General features: G+C 72.2%; 15 protein-coding genes and 1 pseudogene. 10 read left to right on the top strand and 6 right to left on the bottom strand.

Annotated features, from left to right (window positions below; genetic code table 11):
• Nucleotides 1–455 precede the first annotated feature (455 nt).
• Complete coding sequence (locus tag DEP02_RS29115; protein WP_112470661.1) at nucleotides 456–1,619, bottom strand: adenylate/guanylate cyclase domain-containing protein; 1,164 nt, start codon at nucleotides 1,617–1,619, stop codon at nucleotides 456–458.
• A 283-nt stretch (nucleotides 1,620–1,902) separates the two neighbouring features.
• The gene (locus DEP02_RS29110) at nucleotides 1,903–2,787 is read right to left on the bottom strand and encodes a biotin--[acetyl-CoA-carboxylase] ligase (protein ID WP_112470660.1); all 885 of its coding nucleotides are present in this window, start codon (nucleotides 2,785–2,787) and stop codon (nucleotides 1,903–1,905) included.
• 112 nt (nucleotides 2,788–2,899) lie between these two features.
• On the opposite strand from DEP02_RS29110, the gene DEP02_RS29105 reads away from it, so the two are divergent.
• The 4 genes from DEP02_RS29105 to DEP02_RS29090 all read left to right on the top strand — a co-directional run bounded on the left by DEP02_RS29105 (nucleotide 2,900) and on the right by DEP02_RS29090 (nucleotide 5,797).
• The gene (locus DEP02_RS29105; protein WP_112470659.1) at nucleotides 2,900–4,501 is read left to right on the top strand and encodes an acyl-CoA carboxylase subunit beta; all 1,602 of its coding nucleotides are present in this window, start codon (nucleotides 2,900–2,902) and stop codon (nucleotides 4,499–4,501) included.
• A gap of 9 nt (nucleotides 4,502–4,510) precedes the next feature.
• Nucleotides 4,511–4,720 (top strand): acyl-CoA carboxylase epsilon subunit, encoded by a 210-nt coding sequence (locus tag DEP02_RS29100; protein WP_112470658.1) that lies wholly within the window; start codon nucleotides 4,511–4,513, stop codon nucleotides 4,718–4,720.
• Between the two features lie 293 nt (nucleotides 4,721–5,013).
• Complete coding sequence (mmpB, locus tag DEP02_RS35390; RefSeq protein ID WP_112470657.1) at nucleotides 5,014–5,142, top strand: morphogenic membrane protein MmpB; 129 nt, start codon at nucleotides 5,014–5,016, stop codon at nucleotides 5,140–5,142.
• A 31-nt stretch (nucleotides 5,143–5,173) separates the two neighbouring features.
• The gene (locus tag DEP02_RS29090; protein WP_112470656.1) at nucleotides 5,174–5,797 is read left to right on the top strand and encodes a Maf family protein; all 624 of its coding nucleotides are present in this window, start codon (nucleotides 5,174–5,176) and stop codon (nucleotides 5,795–5,797) included.
• Nucleotides 5,798–5,815: 18 nt separating this feature from the next.
• Here DEP02_RS29090 and DEP02_RS29085 read toward each other — a convergent pair whose 3' ends face one another.
• Nucleotides 5,816–6,328, bottom strand: coding sequence for a hypothetical protein (locus tag DEP02_RS29085; protein ID WP_112470655.1), 513 nt, complete (start codon nucleotides 6,326–6,328; stop codon nucleotides 5,816–5,818).
• A gap of 373 nt (nucleotides 6,329–6,701) precedes the next feature.
• Between DEP02_RS29085 and DEP02_RS29080 the strand changes: the two genes are divergently transcribed.
• Both DEP02_RS29080 and DEP02_RS29075 read left to right on the top strand, forming a co-directional pair.
• Complete coding sequence (locus DEP02_RS29080; RefSeq protein WP_112470654.1) at nucleotides 6,702–8,477, top strand: acetyl/propionyl/methylcrotonyl-CoA carboxylase subunit alpha; 1,776 nt, start codon at nucleotides 6,702–6,704, stop codon at nucleotides 8,475–8,477.
• 143 nt (nucleotides 8,478–8,620) lie between these two features.
• A complete protein-coding gene (locus DEP02_RS29075; protein WP_112470653.1) occupies nucleotides 8,621–8,815 on the top strand; it encodes a hypothetical protein in 195 nt (64 codons plus the stop codon).
• Nucleotides 8,816–8,848: 33 nt separating this feature from the next.
• Here DEP02_RS29075 and DEP02_RS29070 read toward each other — a convergent pair whose 3' ends face one another.
• Both DEP02_RS29070 and DEP02_RS29065 read right to left on the bottom strand, forming a co-directional pair.
• Nucleotides 8,849–9,775, bottom strand: coding sequence for a DeoR/GlpR family DNA-binding transcription regulator (locus DEP02_RS29070; protein ID WP_232839322.1), 927 nt, complete (start codon nucleotides 9,773–9,775; stop codon nucleotides 8,849–8,851).
• Between the two features lie 171 nt (nucleotides 9,776–9,946).
• On the bottom strand, nucleotides 9,947–11,419 hold the full coding sequence (locus DEP02_RS29065) for an NAD(P)H-quinone dehydrogenase (protein ID WP_112470651.1): 1,473 nt from the start codon (nucleotides 11,417–11,419) through the stop codon (nucleotides 9,947–9,949).
• 104 nt (nucleotides 11,420–11,523) lie between these two features.
• Here DEP02_RS29065 and DEP02_RS29060 point away from each other — a divergent pair, with 104 nt between their 5' ends.
• The 4 genes from DEP02_RS29060 (at nucleotide 11,524) to DEP02_RS29045 (ending at nucleotide 15,123) form a co-directional block, all read left to right on the top strand.
• Nucleotides 11,524–11,961, top strand: a complete 438-nt coding sequence (locus tag DEP02_RS29060; RefSeq protein WP_112470650.1) for a gamma-glutamylcyclotransferase family protein — start codon at nucleotides 11,524–11,526, stop codon at nucleotides 11,959–11,961.
• 50 nt (nucleotides 11,962–12,011) lie between these two features.
• Nucleotides 12,012–12,413 carry a hypothetical protein gene (locus DEP02_RS29055; protein ID WP_198668649.1) on the top strand — a complete coding sequence of 134 codons (402 nt, stop codon included), beginning with the start codon at nucleotides 12,012–12,014 and terminating at the stop codon, nucleotides 12,411–12,413.
• On the top strand, nucleotides 12,410–13,234 hold the full coding sequence (locus tag DEP02_RS29050; protein WP_112470649.1) for a purine-nucleoside phosphorylase: 825 nt from the start codon (nucleotides 12,410–12,412) through the stop codon (nucleotides 13,232–13,234). Before DEP02_RS29055 ends, DEP02_RS29050 begins: the two co-directional genes overlap by 4 nt.
• Before the next feature lie 257 nt (nucleotides 13,235–13,491).
• A complete protein-coding gene (locus tag DEP02_RS29045) occupies nucleotides 13,492–15,123 on the top strand; it encodes a phospho-sugar mutase (RefSeq protein ID WP_112470648.1) in 1,632 nt (543 codons plus the stop codon).
• 114 nt (nucleotides 15,124–15,237) lie between these two features.
• Here the strand turns inward: DEP02_RS29045 and DEP02_RS35075 are convergent.
• Nucleotides 15,238–15,523, bottom strand: a pseudogene (locus tag DEP02_RS35075) (PH domain-containing protein); the annotation flags it as partial.

Raw genomic sequence — 15,523 nt, 5'->3', positions numbered from 1 at the left:
GGGCCCGAAGGGCATCTACCACGAGACCCGCGCCGACGACCTCGTCGTGAAGGCGATCCGGGAGCTGCTGCGCCGCAACCCCGTCCCCGTCCGCATCCCCCTCCCCCTCCGCAACCGCGTCCGCCGCCGTCCGGCCCTCCGCCCTGCCCGGCACCACGACCGGCACCAGGACGATCCCCGAGGACCCCGACCCGCCGGAGCACCGGGCACCCACCGGAGCGCCCGAGCCACCCGGCACCAACGACCCGCCCCCGCGTTCCACACCGGCCCCGGGTCGCGGTACGCACAGCCCGCCACCCCCGTCCGGCGAAGGCGGAGGGGGAGAGGGAGGCAGGGACGGGGGCGGGAACGGGGACGGTCTGTGTGTCCCGCTCATCGGGCTGTGCGTCGGCATCCAGCTCGGGGCGGCGCCCCACTGAGCCGGGCCACTACGCCTTACGGCGGTGCCGCCGCCCTTACGGCGTGACGTCGTCCCGTCGCGTGAGCAGCCACGGTTGGACCACGCCCAGCCCACGCACCGGCCGCTGCCACATCGGCTGCAGCGCGAAGCGGTACGTCGGCGGCTCCTCGCCCTCCTTCTCCGCGGCGGCCGCGGCCTCGGCCGCCTCCGCCTCGGAGGCCGGGGCGTCCCCGGTGCGGATCAGTCCCTCGGCGAAGGCGCTGTCCACGAGCACGCCGTCGCGCGGGGCTATGGAGGTGAGCCGGGAGGCCAGGTTGACGGTCGTACCGAACACATCGCCCATCCGGGTGGTCACCGTGCCGAACGCCATGCCCACGCGCAGCTCGGGCATCGTCTCGTCGTTCGCCATGGTCTCCACCAGCCGCAGGGCGATGTCCGCTGCCGTACCGGCGTCGTCGGCCACGTACAGCACCTCGTCGCCGAGCGTCTTGATGAGCCGTCCGCCGCGCGCCGCCACCAGGTCGGCCGCGGTCGTCTCGAAGGCCTCGACGAGCTCGCCGAGCTCCTCCTCCTCCATCCGGCGGGTCAGCCGGGTGAAGCCGACCAGGTCCGCGAAGCCCACGGCCAGGCGCCGGTCGACCATCTCCTCGTCGTCGGCGGCCTGCACCACCCGGCCCGCCGAGGCGGAGAGCTGGCGGCGCCAGACGTAGACCAGGAACTCCTGCAGCTCGGGCAGCAGCAGCTCGATGATCGGGTACGTCACCTCGGTGCGCGTCATGCCCGGCTCGGGCGGCTCGGTCAGGCCCTCCAGGAAGGAGTCGATCTGCCACTCGGCCAGCCGGGCGGTGGTCTGTCCGGTGGACCGGGCCACCTGCACGGCCATGGCCTCGCTGAGCAGCCCCGCCTCGACCAGACCGGCGAGCCGGCGCAGGGCCAGGACGTCGGCCTCCGTCAGCGCCCTGGCCTGGCCTATGTCGGCGAAGCCCATGGCCCGCCAGAAGCGGGAGGCCAGCTCCATGGAGACACCGGCGCTGCGGGCCGCCTGGAAGGGGGTGTAGCGCCGCTCCGCGCCCAGGATGAGCTGTTCGAGACGCAGTGCGAGAGGGTCGTCGCCGGAGTCGGAGGGCTGGGAGTCCTCCCGCTCGAGTGAAGACGAGCGTGGGGGAGGCTCCTCCCGGCCGTCCGCGTCCGCGCCGGAGCCCGTGTCGTCGACGGTCACGCCTGCTGCCCTTCCGATCTGCCGCGGTCAGGTATCGACCGGCCTCAACTCTACGGCAGCTGTGCGCCAGCTCACTCCGCCAGGTTGCGCCGGGAACGAGCTGACCGGCGTTTTCGTGGCACCCACACATCTGCGGGCAGTCGCACCTTCCCCGGTGCTGAACGCCTGGGGCGCCCCTGCTCGAAGCAGCGCCGGGGGCACCCCCTGCCCGAAGCAACCCGGGGAGGGCACCCCGCACGCGCGGGTGAACCACTCCTCCTCCCCGCAGCAGCCCACGGCAGGTTTACGCAGGCCTCAAGTGGACGATGTCCCCCGCCCCCACCGGTTCCTGCACTCCCTCCTCCGTGGCGATGACCAGACGCCCGTCCCCGTCCACCGCGACTGCCTCCCCCACCACCGACCGGTCCCCCGGCAGCTCCGCACGGACCAGCCGGCCGAGCGTGGCGCAGCCCGCCGCGTACGTCTCCTGCAGGCCGCTCGCCGCCGCGTCGCCGCCCGCCGCGCGCCACCGCACGTACCAGTCCTCCAGGGAACGCAGCATCGCCCGCAGCAGCGGATCGCGGTCCGTGTTCACCGCACCGGCCAGGGCCAGCGAACCGGCCTGGGGGACCGGCAGCTCGTCCTGACTCAGGCTGACGTTGATGCCGACTCCGACGACCACCCCGTCGTCACCGGCCCGCTCGGCCAGGATGCCGCCGGCCTTGCGCTCCTCCCCTCCGACGGTGACCAGCAGGTCGTTGGGCCACTTCAGCGCCGTATCGACCCCGGCGGCGCGGGACAGGCCGGTCGCCACCGCGACCCCGGTGAGCAGGGGCAGCCAGCCCCAGCGGGCCACCGGCACCTCGCGGGGCCGCAGCAGAACCGAGAAGAACAGGCCGGAGCGGGGCGGAGCCGCCCACTGGCGGTTCAGACGGCCCCGGCCGGCGGTCTGCTCCTCGGCGACCAGGACGGCACCCTCGGCCACCGTGCCGGCGGCGGCTCGGGCCACGAGGTCGGAGTTGGTGGAGCCGGTGCGCTGCACCAGGTCCAGCTCGGACCACAGGCCGCCCGCACGGACCAGCCCACGCCGCAGGGCCGTGGCGTTCAGGGGCGGTCGGTCGAGGTCGGACCAGCGGCTGCCCCGCGGAGTGTTTTCGGGGCCGTTGTCTGCTGCATCTCGGGGCGTCATGCAAGCCACCCTAGGTGTGGCAAACGCCGCACTGCTGATCAGTGGGCCCCCCACTACTCTACGAATGAGTAATCGTCCCCCCCTTTTGAGCAGGCAGGGAGCCGCGATCCCGATGTCCGAGCCGGAAGAGCGCCAAGAGATCGACATCCGTACGACCGCGGGCAAGCTCGCGGATCTCCAGCGCCGTATCAAGGAAGCCACGCACGCCGGTTCGGAACGCGCCGTCGAGAAACAGCACGCCAAGGGCAAGCTGACGGCACGTGAGCGGATCGAGCTGCTGCTCGACGAGGGCTCCTTCGTCGAGCTCGACGAGTTCGCCCAGCACCGATCCACCCACTTCGGGCTGGACAAGAACCGCCCGTACGGGGACGGCGTCGTCACCGGCTACGGCACCGTGGACGGCCGCCCGGTCGCCGTCTTCTCGCAGGACTTCACCGTCTTCGGCGGAGCCCTCGGCGAGGTCTACGGGCAGAAGATCGTCAAGGTGATGGACTTCGCCCTGAAGACCGGCTGCCCGGTCATCGGGATCAACGACTCGGGCGGTGCCCGTATCCAGGAGGGCGTCGCCTCGCTCGGGGCGTACGGCGAGATCTTCCGCCGCAACACCCACGCCTCCGGCGTCATCCCGCAGATCAGCCTGGTCGTGGGCCCGTGCGCGGGCGGCGCGGTGTACTCCCCCGCGATCACCGACTTCACGATCATGGTCGACCAGACCTCGCACATGTTCATCACCGGCCCGGACGTCATCAAGACGGTCACCGGCGAGGACGTCGGCTTCGAGGAGCTGGGCGGCGCCCGCACCCACAACACCGCCTCCGGCGTGGCCCACCACATGGCCGTGGACGAGAAGGACGCCATCGAGTACGTCAAGCAGCTGCTGTCGTACCTGCCGTCCAACAACCTCTCCGAGCCGCCGGTCTTCCCCGAGGAGGCGGACCTGACGGTCTCCGAGGAGGACCTGGAGCTGGACACGGTCATCCCGGACAGCGCGAACCAGCCGTACGACATGCGCACGGTGATCGAGCACGTCCTGGACGACGCCGAGTTCTTCGAGACCCAGCCGCTGTTCGCGCCGAACATCATCACCGGCTTCGGGCGGGTGGAGGGCCGGCCGGTCGGCATCGTCGCCAACCAGCCGATGCAGTTCGCGGGCTGCCTGGACATCGACGCGTCCGAGAAGGCCGCGCGCTTCGTCCGCACCTGCGACGCCTTCAACGTGCCGGTGCTGACCTTCGTCGACGTCCCCGGCTTCCTGCCCGGCGTCGACCAGGAGCACACCGGGATCATCCGCCGCGGCGCCAAGCTGATCTTCGCCTACGCCGAGGCCACCGTCCCGCTGATCACCGTGATCACGCGGAAGGCGTTCGGCGGGGCGTACGACGTCATGGGCTCCAAGCACCTGGGCGCCGACCTCAACCTGGCCTGGCCGACCGCGCAGATCGCCGTCATGGGCGCCCAGGGCGCGGTCAACATCCTGCACCGCCGCGCCATCGCCGAGGCGGAGGCCTCAGGAGAAGGCGAGGCGACCCGGGCGCGCCTCATCCAGGAGTACGAGGACACCCTCCTCAACCCCTACGTCGCGGCCGAGCGCGGCTACGTCGACGCCGTGATCATGCCCTCGAACACCCGCTCCCACATCGTGCGCGGCCTGCGTCAGCTGCGCACCAAGCGGGAATCCCTGCCTCCGAAGAAGCACGGCAACATCCCCCTGTAAGGAGCCGCTGTGATCAAGGTCGTACGAGGCAATCCGACCCCGGAGGAGCTCGCCGCCGCCCTGGCGGTGGTCCGGGCGCGCGCCGCGGCGGCGACCATCGTGCCGCCCGGCGCCGCCACCCGCCCGCGTGACTCCTGGTCCGACCCCTCGCGCCTCGCCACCCACGCCGTCCCGCAACCGGGCCCCACGGCCTGGGCCCGCACGTACTGGCCCGGCTGAGCCCGGCGGTCCGCCCCGGCGGGGGCTCCGCCCCCGCACTCCGCTTTGCCCACCCGCCAGCCGGTCTCGGTTCGGGGAGGAGTCCCGTCCCGGGGCTCCTCCCCGAACCCCGGCGGAGCCCTGCCCCCCGCACCTCCGGCCCGCACCCCCCGCAACCCGCATCCCAGTCCCGCGGCCCCGGCCCGTAGCCGCTCCTCGCCGACCGGCTCACGTCGCGGACCCGCGGCCGGGGCCTCCCAAGTTGAGTACGCGTACTCAGGCGCCGGGCCCGGCCCGCGCCGGACGATCGGAGAATGCTGTGGTCCGACCCCGAGAACGAGCCGCCGAAGGAACTGCGGGACACGCAGGAGATGCTGCGGCGGCTGGGTGTTCTCATCGCGGTGGCCATGCTGCTGGCGATGTTGGCGATCGGACTGAGGTGAGTCCGGCCGACGCCGTCGATACGCTGACCGTATGACAGATCAGCCGCGCCGCCGACTCGTGCTCGCCTCCCAGTCCCCCGCCCGGCTCGGGCTGCTCCGGCAGGCCGGGTTCGACCCGGAGGTCGTCGTCAGCGGCATCGACGAGGACGCGATCACCGCGCCCACCCCCGCCGAGCTGGCACTCGCGCTGGCCGAGGCGAAAGCCTCCGTGGTGGCGGCCCGGCCGGAGATCCAGGGTGCGCTGGTCATCGGCTGCGACTCGGTGCTCGACCTGGACGGCCAGGCCCTCGGCAAGCCCGCCGACGCCGAGGAGGCCACCGCCCGCTGGAAGGCGATGCGCGGGCGGGCCGGCACCCTCCAGACCGGGCACTGCGTCTGGGACACGACGCGCGGACGGTACGCCTCGGGCACCGCCTCCACCGTGGTGCACTTCGGCGAACCGACGGACGAGGAGATCGCCGCGTACGTCGGCTCCGGCGAGCCGCTGCACGTCGCCGGCGCCTTCACCCTGGACGGCCGCTCGGCTCCGTTCATCGACGGCATCGACGGCGACCACGGCAACGTCATCGGCATCAGCCTGCCCCTGATCCGCCGGCTGCTGGCCGAACTGGGCGTGGGCATCACCGAGTTGTGGGCGCCCCGGACCGAGGACTGATCGGCGGGGTCAGGGGGATCAGGGAGTGCTGGGCTCGGCCGGAGGGGTGACCGGGACGGGGGGAACCCCGCTCACCGGGGCGTCCCCCTCCGGGCCGCCACCCGGCACCGCACCGGCCGGCCCCGCACCGGCCGGCCCCTCCTTGTGGTCGTGCGTCATCAGCAGCAGCACGACGAGCCCGAGCACCAGCACCATGAACAGGAACCCCCTCCAGCCCACCAGCCCCCAGGCGAGGGCGCCCAGCAGCCCGTGCACCACGGCCACGCTGACCAGCAGGGCGCGGCCGAGACCGGCCGGGCGGTGGCCCCGCACCGCGACCAGCAGGGCCACCAGGCCGCACAGGGCGAAGTAGAGGCCGAGGAGCACGCCACCGATCTTCGACGACGTCGACATCACGTTCGGATCCAGGTCCGCCAGGGACATCTGCTGCCGGTGCACGAGCTCGCCGAGGAACCAGTTCAGCGCCGCCACCGCGAACGCCTCCGCGAAGAGCACGACCGCCACCACCCACGCCACCGGTCTGCGCACCACCGGCCCCACCCACTTCCGTCTGCCGCTCCGTCCAGAGCCTGGTTACCGCCAGTACTGTCGAGACACCGCGAACGCTACTAACGGGTAAACCACGGGACAAGAGTTCTGTCGAGGGCAAAGATTCATTGGGCCATTCGTAGGAACTCCACAAAGAAACGAGGTGGGCCGCAGCACGCTCTCACAGAGACCTTGGCCACATCGGAGGCTAGGGTTTTCTGGAGGAGCCCCGCGTACAGCGTTGTGACAAGGTATTTCGCAGGTCGAGCGAGCCTCGAGTCACGCTCCGTGTGGGCAAGCTCACCATTGGGGACGGGTCGAAGTGTCGTGTCGGCTGTCCCTAAACTCGGCTTGTTTCAAGGAGGGAGCCTCAATCGTGCGCAAGGTGCTCATCGCCAACCGTGGCGAAATCGCTGTCCGCGTGGCCCGGGCCTGCCGGGACGCCGGAATCGCGAGCGTGGCCGTCTATGCCGACCCGGACCGGGACGCTCTGCATGTCCGCGCCGCGGATGAGGCGTTCGCCCTGGGCGGTGACACCCCGGCCACCAGCTACCTGGACTTCGACAAGGTCCTGAAGGCCGCCAAGGAGTCCGGCGCGGACGCGATCCACCCCGGTTACGGCTTCCTCTCGGAGAACGCCGACTTCGCCCAGGCCGTCCTGGACTCCGGCCTGATCTGGATCGGCCCGCCGCCGCAGGCCATCCGCGACCTGGGCGACAAGGTCGCCGCGAGGCACATCGCCCAGCGCGCCGGCGCCCCGCTGGTGGCCGGCACCCCCGACCCCGTCTCCGGCGCCGAGGAGGTCGTGGCCTTCGCCGAGCAGCACGGCCTGCCGATCGCCATCAAGGCCGCCTTCGGCGGCGGCGGGCGCGGCCTGAAGGTCGCCCGCACGCTGGAGGAGGTCCCCGAGCTGTACGACTCCGCCGTCCGTGAGGCGGTCGCCGCCTTCGGCCGCGGCGAGTGCTTCGTCGAGCGCTACCTGGACCGCCCCCGGCACGTGGAGACGCAGTGCCTGGCCGACCAGCACGGCAACGTGGTGGTCGTCTCCACCCGTGACTGCTCCCTGCAGCGCCGCCACCAGAAGCTCGTCGAGGAGGCCCCCGCTCCGTTCCTCTCCGACGAGCAGGTCGCCGAGCTGTACCGCGCCTCCAAGGCGATCATGAAGGAGGCCGGCTACGTCGGCGCCGGCACGGTCGAGTTCCTGGTCGGCCAGGACGGCACGATCTCCTTCCTGGAGGTCAACACCCGCCTGCAGGTCGAGCACCCGGTCACCGAGGAGGTCGCCGGCATCGACCTGGTGCGCGAGATGTTCCGCATCGCCGTCGGCGAGGAGCTGGGCTACGACGACCCGCCGCTGCGCGGCCACTCCTTCGAGTTCCGCATCAACGGCGAGGACCCGGGCCGGGGCTTCCTGCCCGCCCCCGGCACGGTGACCAGGTTCGACCCGCCCACCGGTCCCGGCGTCCGCCTGGACGCCGGCGTGGAGTCCGGCAGTGTCATCGGCCCGGCCTGGGACTCCCTGCTGGCCAAGCTGATCGTCACCGGCCGCACCCGCGCCGAGGCCCTGCAGCGCGCCGCCCGCGCGCTGCAGGAGTTCCACATCGAGGGCATGGCCACCGCGATCCCGTTCCACCGCGCGGTCGTGAAGGACCCGGCCTTCGCCCCCGAGCTGACCGGCTCCACCGACCCGTTCACGGTCCACACCCGCTGGATCGAGACCGAGTTCGTCAACGACATCAAGCCCTTCGCCGCCTCCGCCGACACCGCGGAGGCGGACGAGGAGACGGGCCGCGAGACGGTCGTCGTCGAGGTCGGCGGCAAGCGCCTGGAGGTCTCCCTCCCCGCGTCCCTGGGCATGTCCCTGGCCCGCACCGGCCTGGCGGCGGGCGCCAAGCCCAAGCGCCGCGCGGCGAAGAAGTCCGGCCCCGTCGCCTCCGGCGACACCCTGGCCTCCCCGATGCAGGGCACCATCGTCAAGATCGCCGTGGAGGAGGGCCAGGAGGTCAAGGAGGGCGACCTGGTCGTCGTCCTGGAGGCCATGAAGATGGAACAGCCCCTCAACGCCCACAAGACGGGCACCGTCAAGGGCCTGACCGCCGAGGTCGGCGCGTCGATCACCTCCGGCGCCGTCATCTGCGAGATCAAGGACTGATTCCCCACCACACCACTGGGCGCCCGGCGAACCGCGAGAGCGGGCCGCCGGGCGCCGTGCTTTGCCCCCGTCACCTCACCCCCGTCACCTCACCCCGGTGCCGCGCCCTACCGCCGCGGCACCGACCACGACAAGCTCAGGCCATGACCGAGGACGACTGGTACGCCGACGGCGACCACGACGAGGCGCGCCGTGAAGCCGACCGGGTGACGCGGCTGGGGTGGAAGGTGATCGCGGGGGTGACCGGGCTGCTCGGCCTCGGACTGATCGCCGTGGCCGTCGGCTGCGTCGCGCTGGTGGTCGCGGCGGCGTACGTCGTCGTCGCGAGCCACTACTGAGACCGCGCGCCGTTCGCGGCGCGGCCGACCGCCTCACCGCCTCCGGAGATCCGCCACCCTGGCCGTCGGCCGTTCCGTTCCCGTGGCCTGGTCCCCGCCCAGGGGCGCCGGGCGGAAGTTCGCGCCCGGGGGCTGGGTGCGGCGCGGCCCCGGGAGGGGGACGTCCCGGCGGCGGTCGCCGCGGGCCGGAGGGTGGTCGACCGCCGACGTTCCTGTCCCGCCCGCCACGGAGATCTGGACGCCCTGGTCCGCCAGGGCCTGGAGCTCGGTGGCCGCGCGGTCGTCGTGGGCCGGGGGCTCGTCCGTCACCAGGCGGGTGATGAGCTCGGTCGGCACGGTCTGGAACATCGTGTCCGTACCGAGCTTGGTGTGGTCGGCGAGGACCACGACCTCCGCGGCGGCCTGGACGAGGGCCCGGTCGACGGAGGCCGACAGCATGTTGGAGGTGGACAGCCCCCGCTCGGCGGTCAGGCCGTTCCCCGAGAGGAACGCCTTGGACACCCGCAGGCCGTGCAGCGACTGCTCCGCTCCCGAGCCGACGAGCGCGTAGTTGGAGCCGCGCAGGGTGCCGCCGGTCATCACGACCTCCACCCGGTTGGCGTGGGCCAGTGCCTGGGCGACCAGGAGGGAGTTGGTGACGACGGTCAGGCCGGGCACCCGGGCGAGCCGGCGCGCCAGCTCCTGCGTGGTCGTACCCGCCCCGACGACGATCGCCTCGCCCTCTTCGACGAGTCCCGCGGCGAGGTCGGCGATGGCCGTCTTCTCCGCGGTCGCGAGGTGCGACTTCTGCGGGAAGCCGGACTCCCGGGTGAACCCGCCCGGGAGTACCGCACCGCCGTGCCGGCGGTCGAGGAGTCCTTCGGCCTCCAGTGCCCGCACGTCCCGCCGTACGGTCACTTCGGAGGTCTGGACGACGCGGGCGAGCTCACGGAGCGACACGGCACCGTTCGCTCGCACCATTTCGAGGATCAGTTGGCGACGTTCAGCAGCGAACACGAAACTGACAGTAACGCCAGCGACCGTCTGCTTTCAGCGGTTTGCGCCGAATAGCAGAAGTTGTTCGCACGGCAGGGCATGAGGTGGTATAGGACTCAGCCCCCCCACGTGCCGGAGCCCGGCCGCCGGGACGTCCTACCCCTCACCCGTCGTCTTGCGCGTGTGCAACTGCCGCGCCACCTCGGCGATCGACCCCGACAGCGAGGGGTACACGGTGAAGGCCTTCGCGACCTGTTCGACCGTCAGGTTGTTGTCGACGGCGATCGAGATGGGGTGGATGAGCTCCGATGCGCGCGGCGCCACGACCACACCGCCGACCACGATGCCCGTACCCGGCCGGCAGAAGATCTTGACGAAGCCGTCCCGGATGCCCTGCATCTTGGCGCGCGGGTTGCGCAGCAGCGGCAGCTTCACGCAGCAGGCGTCGATCTTGCCGGCGTCCACGTCGGCCTGGCTGTAGCCGACGGTGGCGATCTCGGGGTCGGTGAAGACGTTGGCCGAGACCGTCTTGAGGTTCAGCGGGGCCACCGTGTCGCCCAGGAAGTGGTACATGGCGATACGTCCCTGCATCGCCGCCACCGACGCCAGCGCGAAGACACCGGTCACGTCACCGGCCGCGTACACGCCCGGAGCCGTCGTCCGCGACACCTTGTCGGTCCAGATGTGACCGGACTCGCGCAGCCTGACTCCGGCCTCCTCCAGGCCGAGCCCCGCGCTGTTCGGAATGGCGCCGACGGCCATCAGACAGTGCGAGCCGCTGATGACACGCCCGTCGGCCAGGGTCACCTCCACCCGGTCCCCGACCCGTTTGGCCGCGGCGGCCCGCGAGCGCGCCATGACGTTCATGCCGCGACGCCGGAAGACGTCCTCCAGCACGGCCGCCGCGTCCGGGTCCTCGCCCGGCAGCACGCGGTCCCGGGACGAGACGAGCGTGACCTTCGACCCGAGCGCCTGGTAGGCACCGGCGAACTCCGCACCGGTCACACCGGACCCCACCACGATGAGCTCCTCGGGAAGCTCGGTGAGGTCGTAGACCTGGGTCCAGGTCAGGATGCGCTCGCCGTCCGGCTGGGCGTCGGGCAGCTCGCGCGGGTGCCCGCCGGTCGCGATGAGCACCGCGTCCGCGGTGAGCTCCTCCTCACTGCCGTCCGCCGCCGTGACGACGACCTTCCGCGACCCGTCGAGCGCCTGCATGCCCTCCAGCCGGCCACGCCCGCGCATCACCCGGGCGCCGGCCCGCGTCACGGACGCGGTGATGTCGTGGGACTGGGCGAGCGCCAGCCGCTTCACCCGGCGGTTGACCTTCCCCAGGTCGACACCCACCACCCGGACGGGCTGCTCCATCGGGGGACCCGCGGCGGAGCCCCTGTCGGACGGAGCGTCGGCGACGGTGATCCCCAGTTCCTGGTGCGACGATTCGAAGGTGGTCATCACCTCGGCCGTAGCGATGAGCGTCTTCGACGGCACGCAGTCGGTCAGCACCGACGCTCCGCCCAGACCGTCGCAGTCGACGACGGTCACCTCCGCGCCGAGCTGCGCCGCCACCAGCGCTGCTTCGTAGCCGCCGGGTCCACCACCGATGATCACGATCCGAGTCACGTACTCCATTGTCCCGCACTGCTCAAGGTGCTACTGCCCCGGGGCGCGACCCCCCGTTTTCCGTTGCCCCTGAGATCGGCGGGGCGAGAGTGCGGCTGCCGTACGCTCGACTCATGTCGCTCTACGCCGCGTACGCCGGCAACCTCGACGCGCGGCTGATGTCCCGCCGCGCCCCGCACTCGCCGCTGCGCGCCACGGGCTGGCTGAACGGCTGGCGGCTGACCTTCGGCGGCGAGCACATGGGCTGGGAGGGCGCGCTGGCCACACTCGTCGAGGACCCGCTCTCGCAGGTCTTCGTCGCGCTGTACGACATCGCCCCCATGGACGAGGATCCCCTCGACCGCTGGGTGGGCGTGAGCCTGGACCTCTACCGTCGCACACGCGTCCGCGCCCACACCCTCGACGGAGAGGAACCCGCCTGGACCTACGTCCTCAACGCCTACGAGGGCGGCCTCCCCTCCGCCCGCTACCTCGGCGAGATCGCCGACGCAGCGGAATCGGCGGGAGCGCCGCACGATTACGTGATGGAGCTGCGCAAGAGACCGTGCTGACCGGCCCCACCCCCTACCGTGGGGCCGTCCCCGCACCGCCCGGAGAGCACATGGCCCGCACGCCCCCGCACGAGACCCACTTCACCGTGCGGGCCGCCAGGACCCGAGACGGGCTCGACGACCGCCGCCGCACCACCTTCGACAGGGGCGTCGCCCTACTGGCACGCGATCCTTTCCCGTCCGTCTCCCGTCCCGCGGGCTCCACCGGACCCGACCGCACGATCCGCCTCACGGAGGACATCCTGGTGAGGTACACGGTCAGCCGGACGAGGCTGCTGATTCTCGCCGCAGCGGTCCTCGACGACGAAGACGTCCTCGTCACAGGCGACCGACCCGACTCGACGCAGCGCCTTCTCGCCGCCCCCGTCGGAAACGACAAGACAACGATCGCACTCCCGCGATCTCGTTCATCTACGCGCGTAGGCGAATACCGGCTACTCTCATCAACGTGAACGCATCTCTACTTCCGGACGACCTCCAGGGCGACCCACACGCCGCCGCCGACGCCGCCGCCGCGCGCCTGCGGGAACTCACCGGTGCCGAGACCCACGACGTCGCCCTCGTGATGGGCTCCGGCTGGGCTCCGGCCGTCGACGCCCTGGGAACTCCCGACGCCGAGCTCCAGGTCACCGAGCTGCCCGGATTCCCGCCGCCGGCGGTGGAGGGCCACGGCGGCAGGATCCGCTCGTACGCCACCGGGAACAAGCGCGCCCTGGTCTTCCTCGGCCGCACCCACTACTACGAGGGCCGCGGCGTGGCCGCCGTGGCCCACGGCGTACGCACCGCCGTCTCGGCCGGATGCAAGACGATCGTGCTCACCAACGGCTGCGGCGGCCTGCGCGAGGGCATGCGCCCCGGCCAGCCCGTGCTGATCAGCGACCACATCAACCTGACGGCCACCTCCCCGATCGTCGGCGCCAACTTCGTCGACCTCACCGACCTCTACTCCCCCCGCCTGCGCGCCCTGTGCAAGGAGGTCGACCCCACCCTCGAAGAAGGCGTCTACGCCCAGTTCCCCGGCCCGCACTACGAGACGCCGGCCGAGATCCGCATGGCCCGCGTCATCGGCGCGGACCTGGTCGGCATGTCCACGGTCCTGGAGGCCATCGCCGCCCGCGAGGCCGGCGCCGAGGTCCTCGGCATCTCCCTGGTCACCAACCTCGCCGCCGGCATGACCGGCGAACCCCTCAACCACGAGGAGGTCCTCCAGGCAGGCCGGGACAGCGCCACCCGCATGGGCTCCCTCCTGGCCCAGGTACTGGACCGCCTGTAAAACACCCCCGGGGTACCCGACAACATCCACCACGACGGTGGGAGAGCCGCACGACGGCGGAAGGGGCCGTGGGGGTGCGTCAGCAGCCCGCCGCATACTTCGTCTCTGCCCAGTCCAACCCGACAACCCGGAGCAGTACGCCCGTGCGCGGCGGGCTGGACGCACCCCCACGGCCCCGACCCACCCACGCACGCACCGCAGACGCAAGGCCCGCACCCCCACCGGCCCCAGGACAACACACGAGAGGCTGACCCCACGTGCACGACGACCTCATCGCAAGGGCCAAGGCGTGGCTCGCCGAGGACCCCGACCCGGACACCCGTGACGAACTCGCCCGCCTCATCGACACCGAGGACGTCAAGGAACTCGCCGCCCGCTTCGCCGGCACCCTCCAGTTCGGCACCGCCGGCCTGCGCGGCGAACTCGGCGCCGGCCCCATGCGCATGAACCGCTCCGTCGTCATCCGAGCCGCCGCCGGCCTCGCCGCGTACCTCACCGAGAACGGCCACACGGGCGGCCTGGTCGTCATCGGCTACGACGCCCGCCACAAGTCCGAGGACTTCGCCCGCGACACCGCCGCCGTCATGACCGGCGCCGGCCTGCGCGCCGCCGTACTGCCCCGCCCGCTCCCCACCCCCGTCCTCGCCTTCGCCGTCCGGCACCTCGGCGCGGTCGCCGGCGTGGAGGTCACCGCCAGCCACAACCCGCCCCGCGACAACGGCTACAAGGTCTACCTGGGCGACGGCTCCCAGATCGTCTCCCCGGCGGACACCGACATCGCCGCCGAGATCGACGCGATCACCACCCTCACCACCGTCCCCCGCCCGGACTCCGGCTGGGACACCCTCGGCGAGGACATCCACGACGCCTACCTCGCCCGCACGGACGCCGTACTGGGCCCCGGCTCCCCCCGCACCGCCCGCACCGTCTACACGGCGATGCACGGCGTCGGCAAGGACACCCTCCTCGCCGCCTTCGCCCGCGCCGGCTTCCCCACCCCCGACCTGGTCCCCGAGCAGGCGGACCCGGACCCGGACTTCCCGACCGTGGCCTTCCCCAACCCGGAGGAGCCCGGCGCGATGGACCTGGCGTTCGCGAAGGCCCGCGAGACGAACCCCGACCTGATCATCGCCAACGACCCGGACGCGGACCGCTGCGCCGTGGCGGTCAGGGACGGCGAGGACTGGCGCATGCTGCGCGGCGACGAGGTGGGCGCGCTCCTGGGCGCCCACCTCGTCGACCGGGGAGCCACCGGCACGTTCGCGGAGTCGATCGTGTCGTCCTCCCTCCTCGGCCGCATCGCCGAGAAGGCGCACCTCCCCTACGAGGAGACCCTCACCGGCTTCAAGTGGATCGCCCGCGTGGAGGGCCTGCGCTACGGCTACGAGGAGGCCCTCGGCTACTGCGTGGACCCCGACGGCGTACGCGACAAGGACGGCATCACCGCGGCCCTGCTGATCACGGAACTGGCCTCACACCTGAAACAAAGGGACCAGACCCTCCTGGACCGCCTCGACGACCTCGCCGTCGAGCACGGCCTGCACGCCACCGACCAGCTCTCGGTCCGTGTCCAGGACCTCTCACTCATCGCCGACGCGATGCGCCGCCTGCGCGAGCAGCCTCCGACCGAACTCGCGGGCCTGCCGATCACCCGCTCCGAGGATCTCACCCAGGGCACCGACACCCTGCCCCCCACGGACGGCCTCCGCTACACCCTCGACGGCGCCCGCGTGGTGGTCCGCCCCAGCGGCACGGAGCCCAAGCTGAAGTGCTACCTGGAGGTCGTGGTCCCGGTAGGGACGCGCGCCGATCTCCCGGCAGCCCACGCCAAGGCCACCGAGCTCCTGACCGCGATGAAGCGGGACCTGTCCACGGCCGCCGGCATCTGACCCGTAGCCGTACCGGGAACGAAGCCGTACCGGGAACGAAAGGGTGCCCCTCACACGGAGGGGCACCCTTCCCGAACCACCGAACCGACGCGTCCCGAACCACCGACGCGCCCGTCAACCCACCGCCAGCAGAATCCCCAGCACCACCGCACCGGCCACCGCCGGCCCGACGATCTCGTACGCCCAGCGGACGCTCACCTCGCCCTGGGCGGCCTCGGCGTCGCCGTACCGCTCCTGCAGCTCACGCAGGTCGTCCATGTACTGGTCGGTCTCCGCCCGGATGCGCCCATCGCCCCCGGCCCCGGCGCCCGACCCGCGCCCCGGCCCCCCGAACCCGAAGGCACTGCCACCGCGCCCACCGGCCCCGGTCCGCCCCGCGCCACCCGCGCCGCTCGCCTCG

The organism is Streptomyces triticisoli (assembly GCF_003270085.1).
GTDB classification, from domain to species: Bacteria; Actinomycetota; Actinomycetes; order Streptomycetales; family Streptomycetaceae; genus Streptomyces; species Streptomyces triticisoli.
The sequence above is the reverse complement of the archived record's forward strand: the minus strand, read 5'-3'. Positions and strand labels throughout refer to the sequence as shown.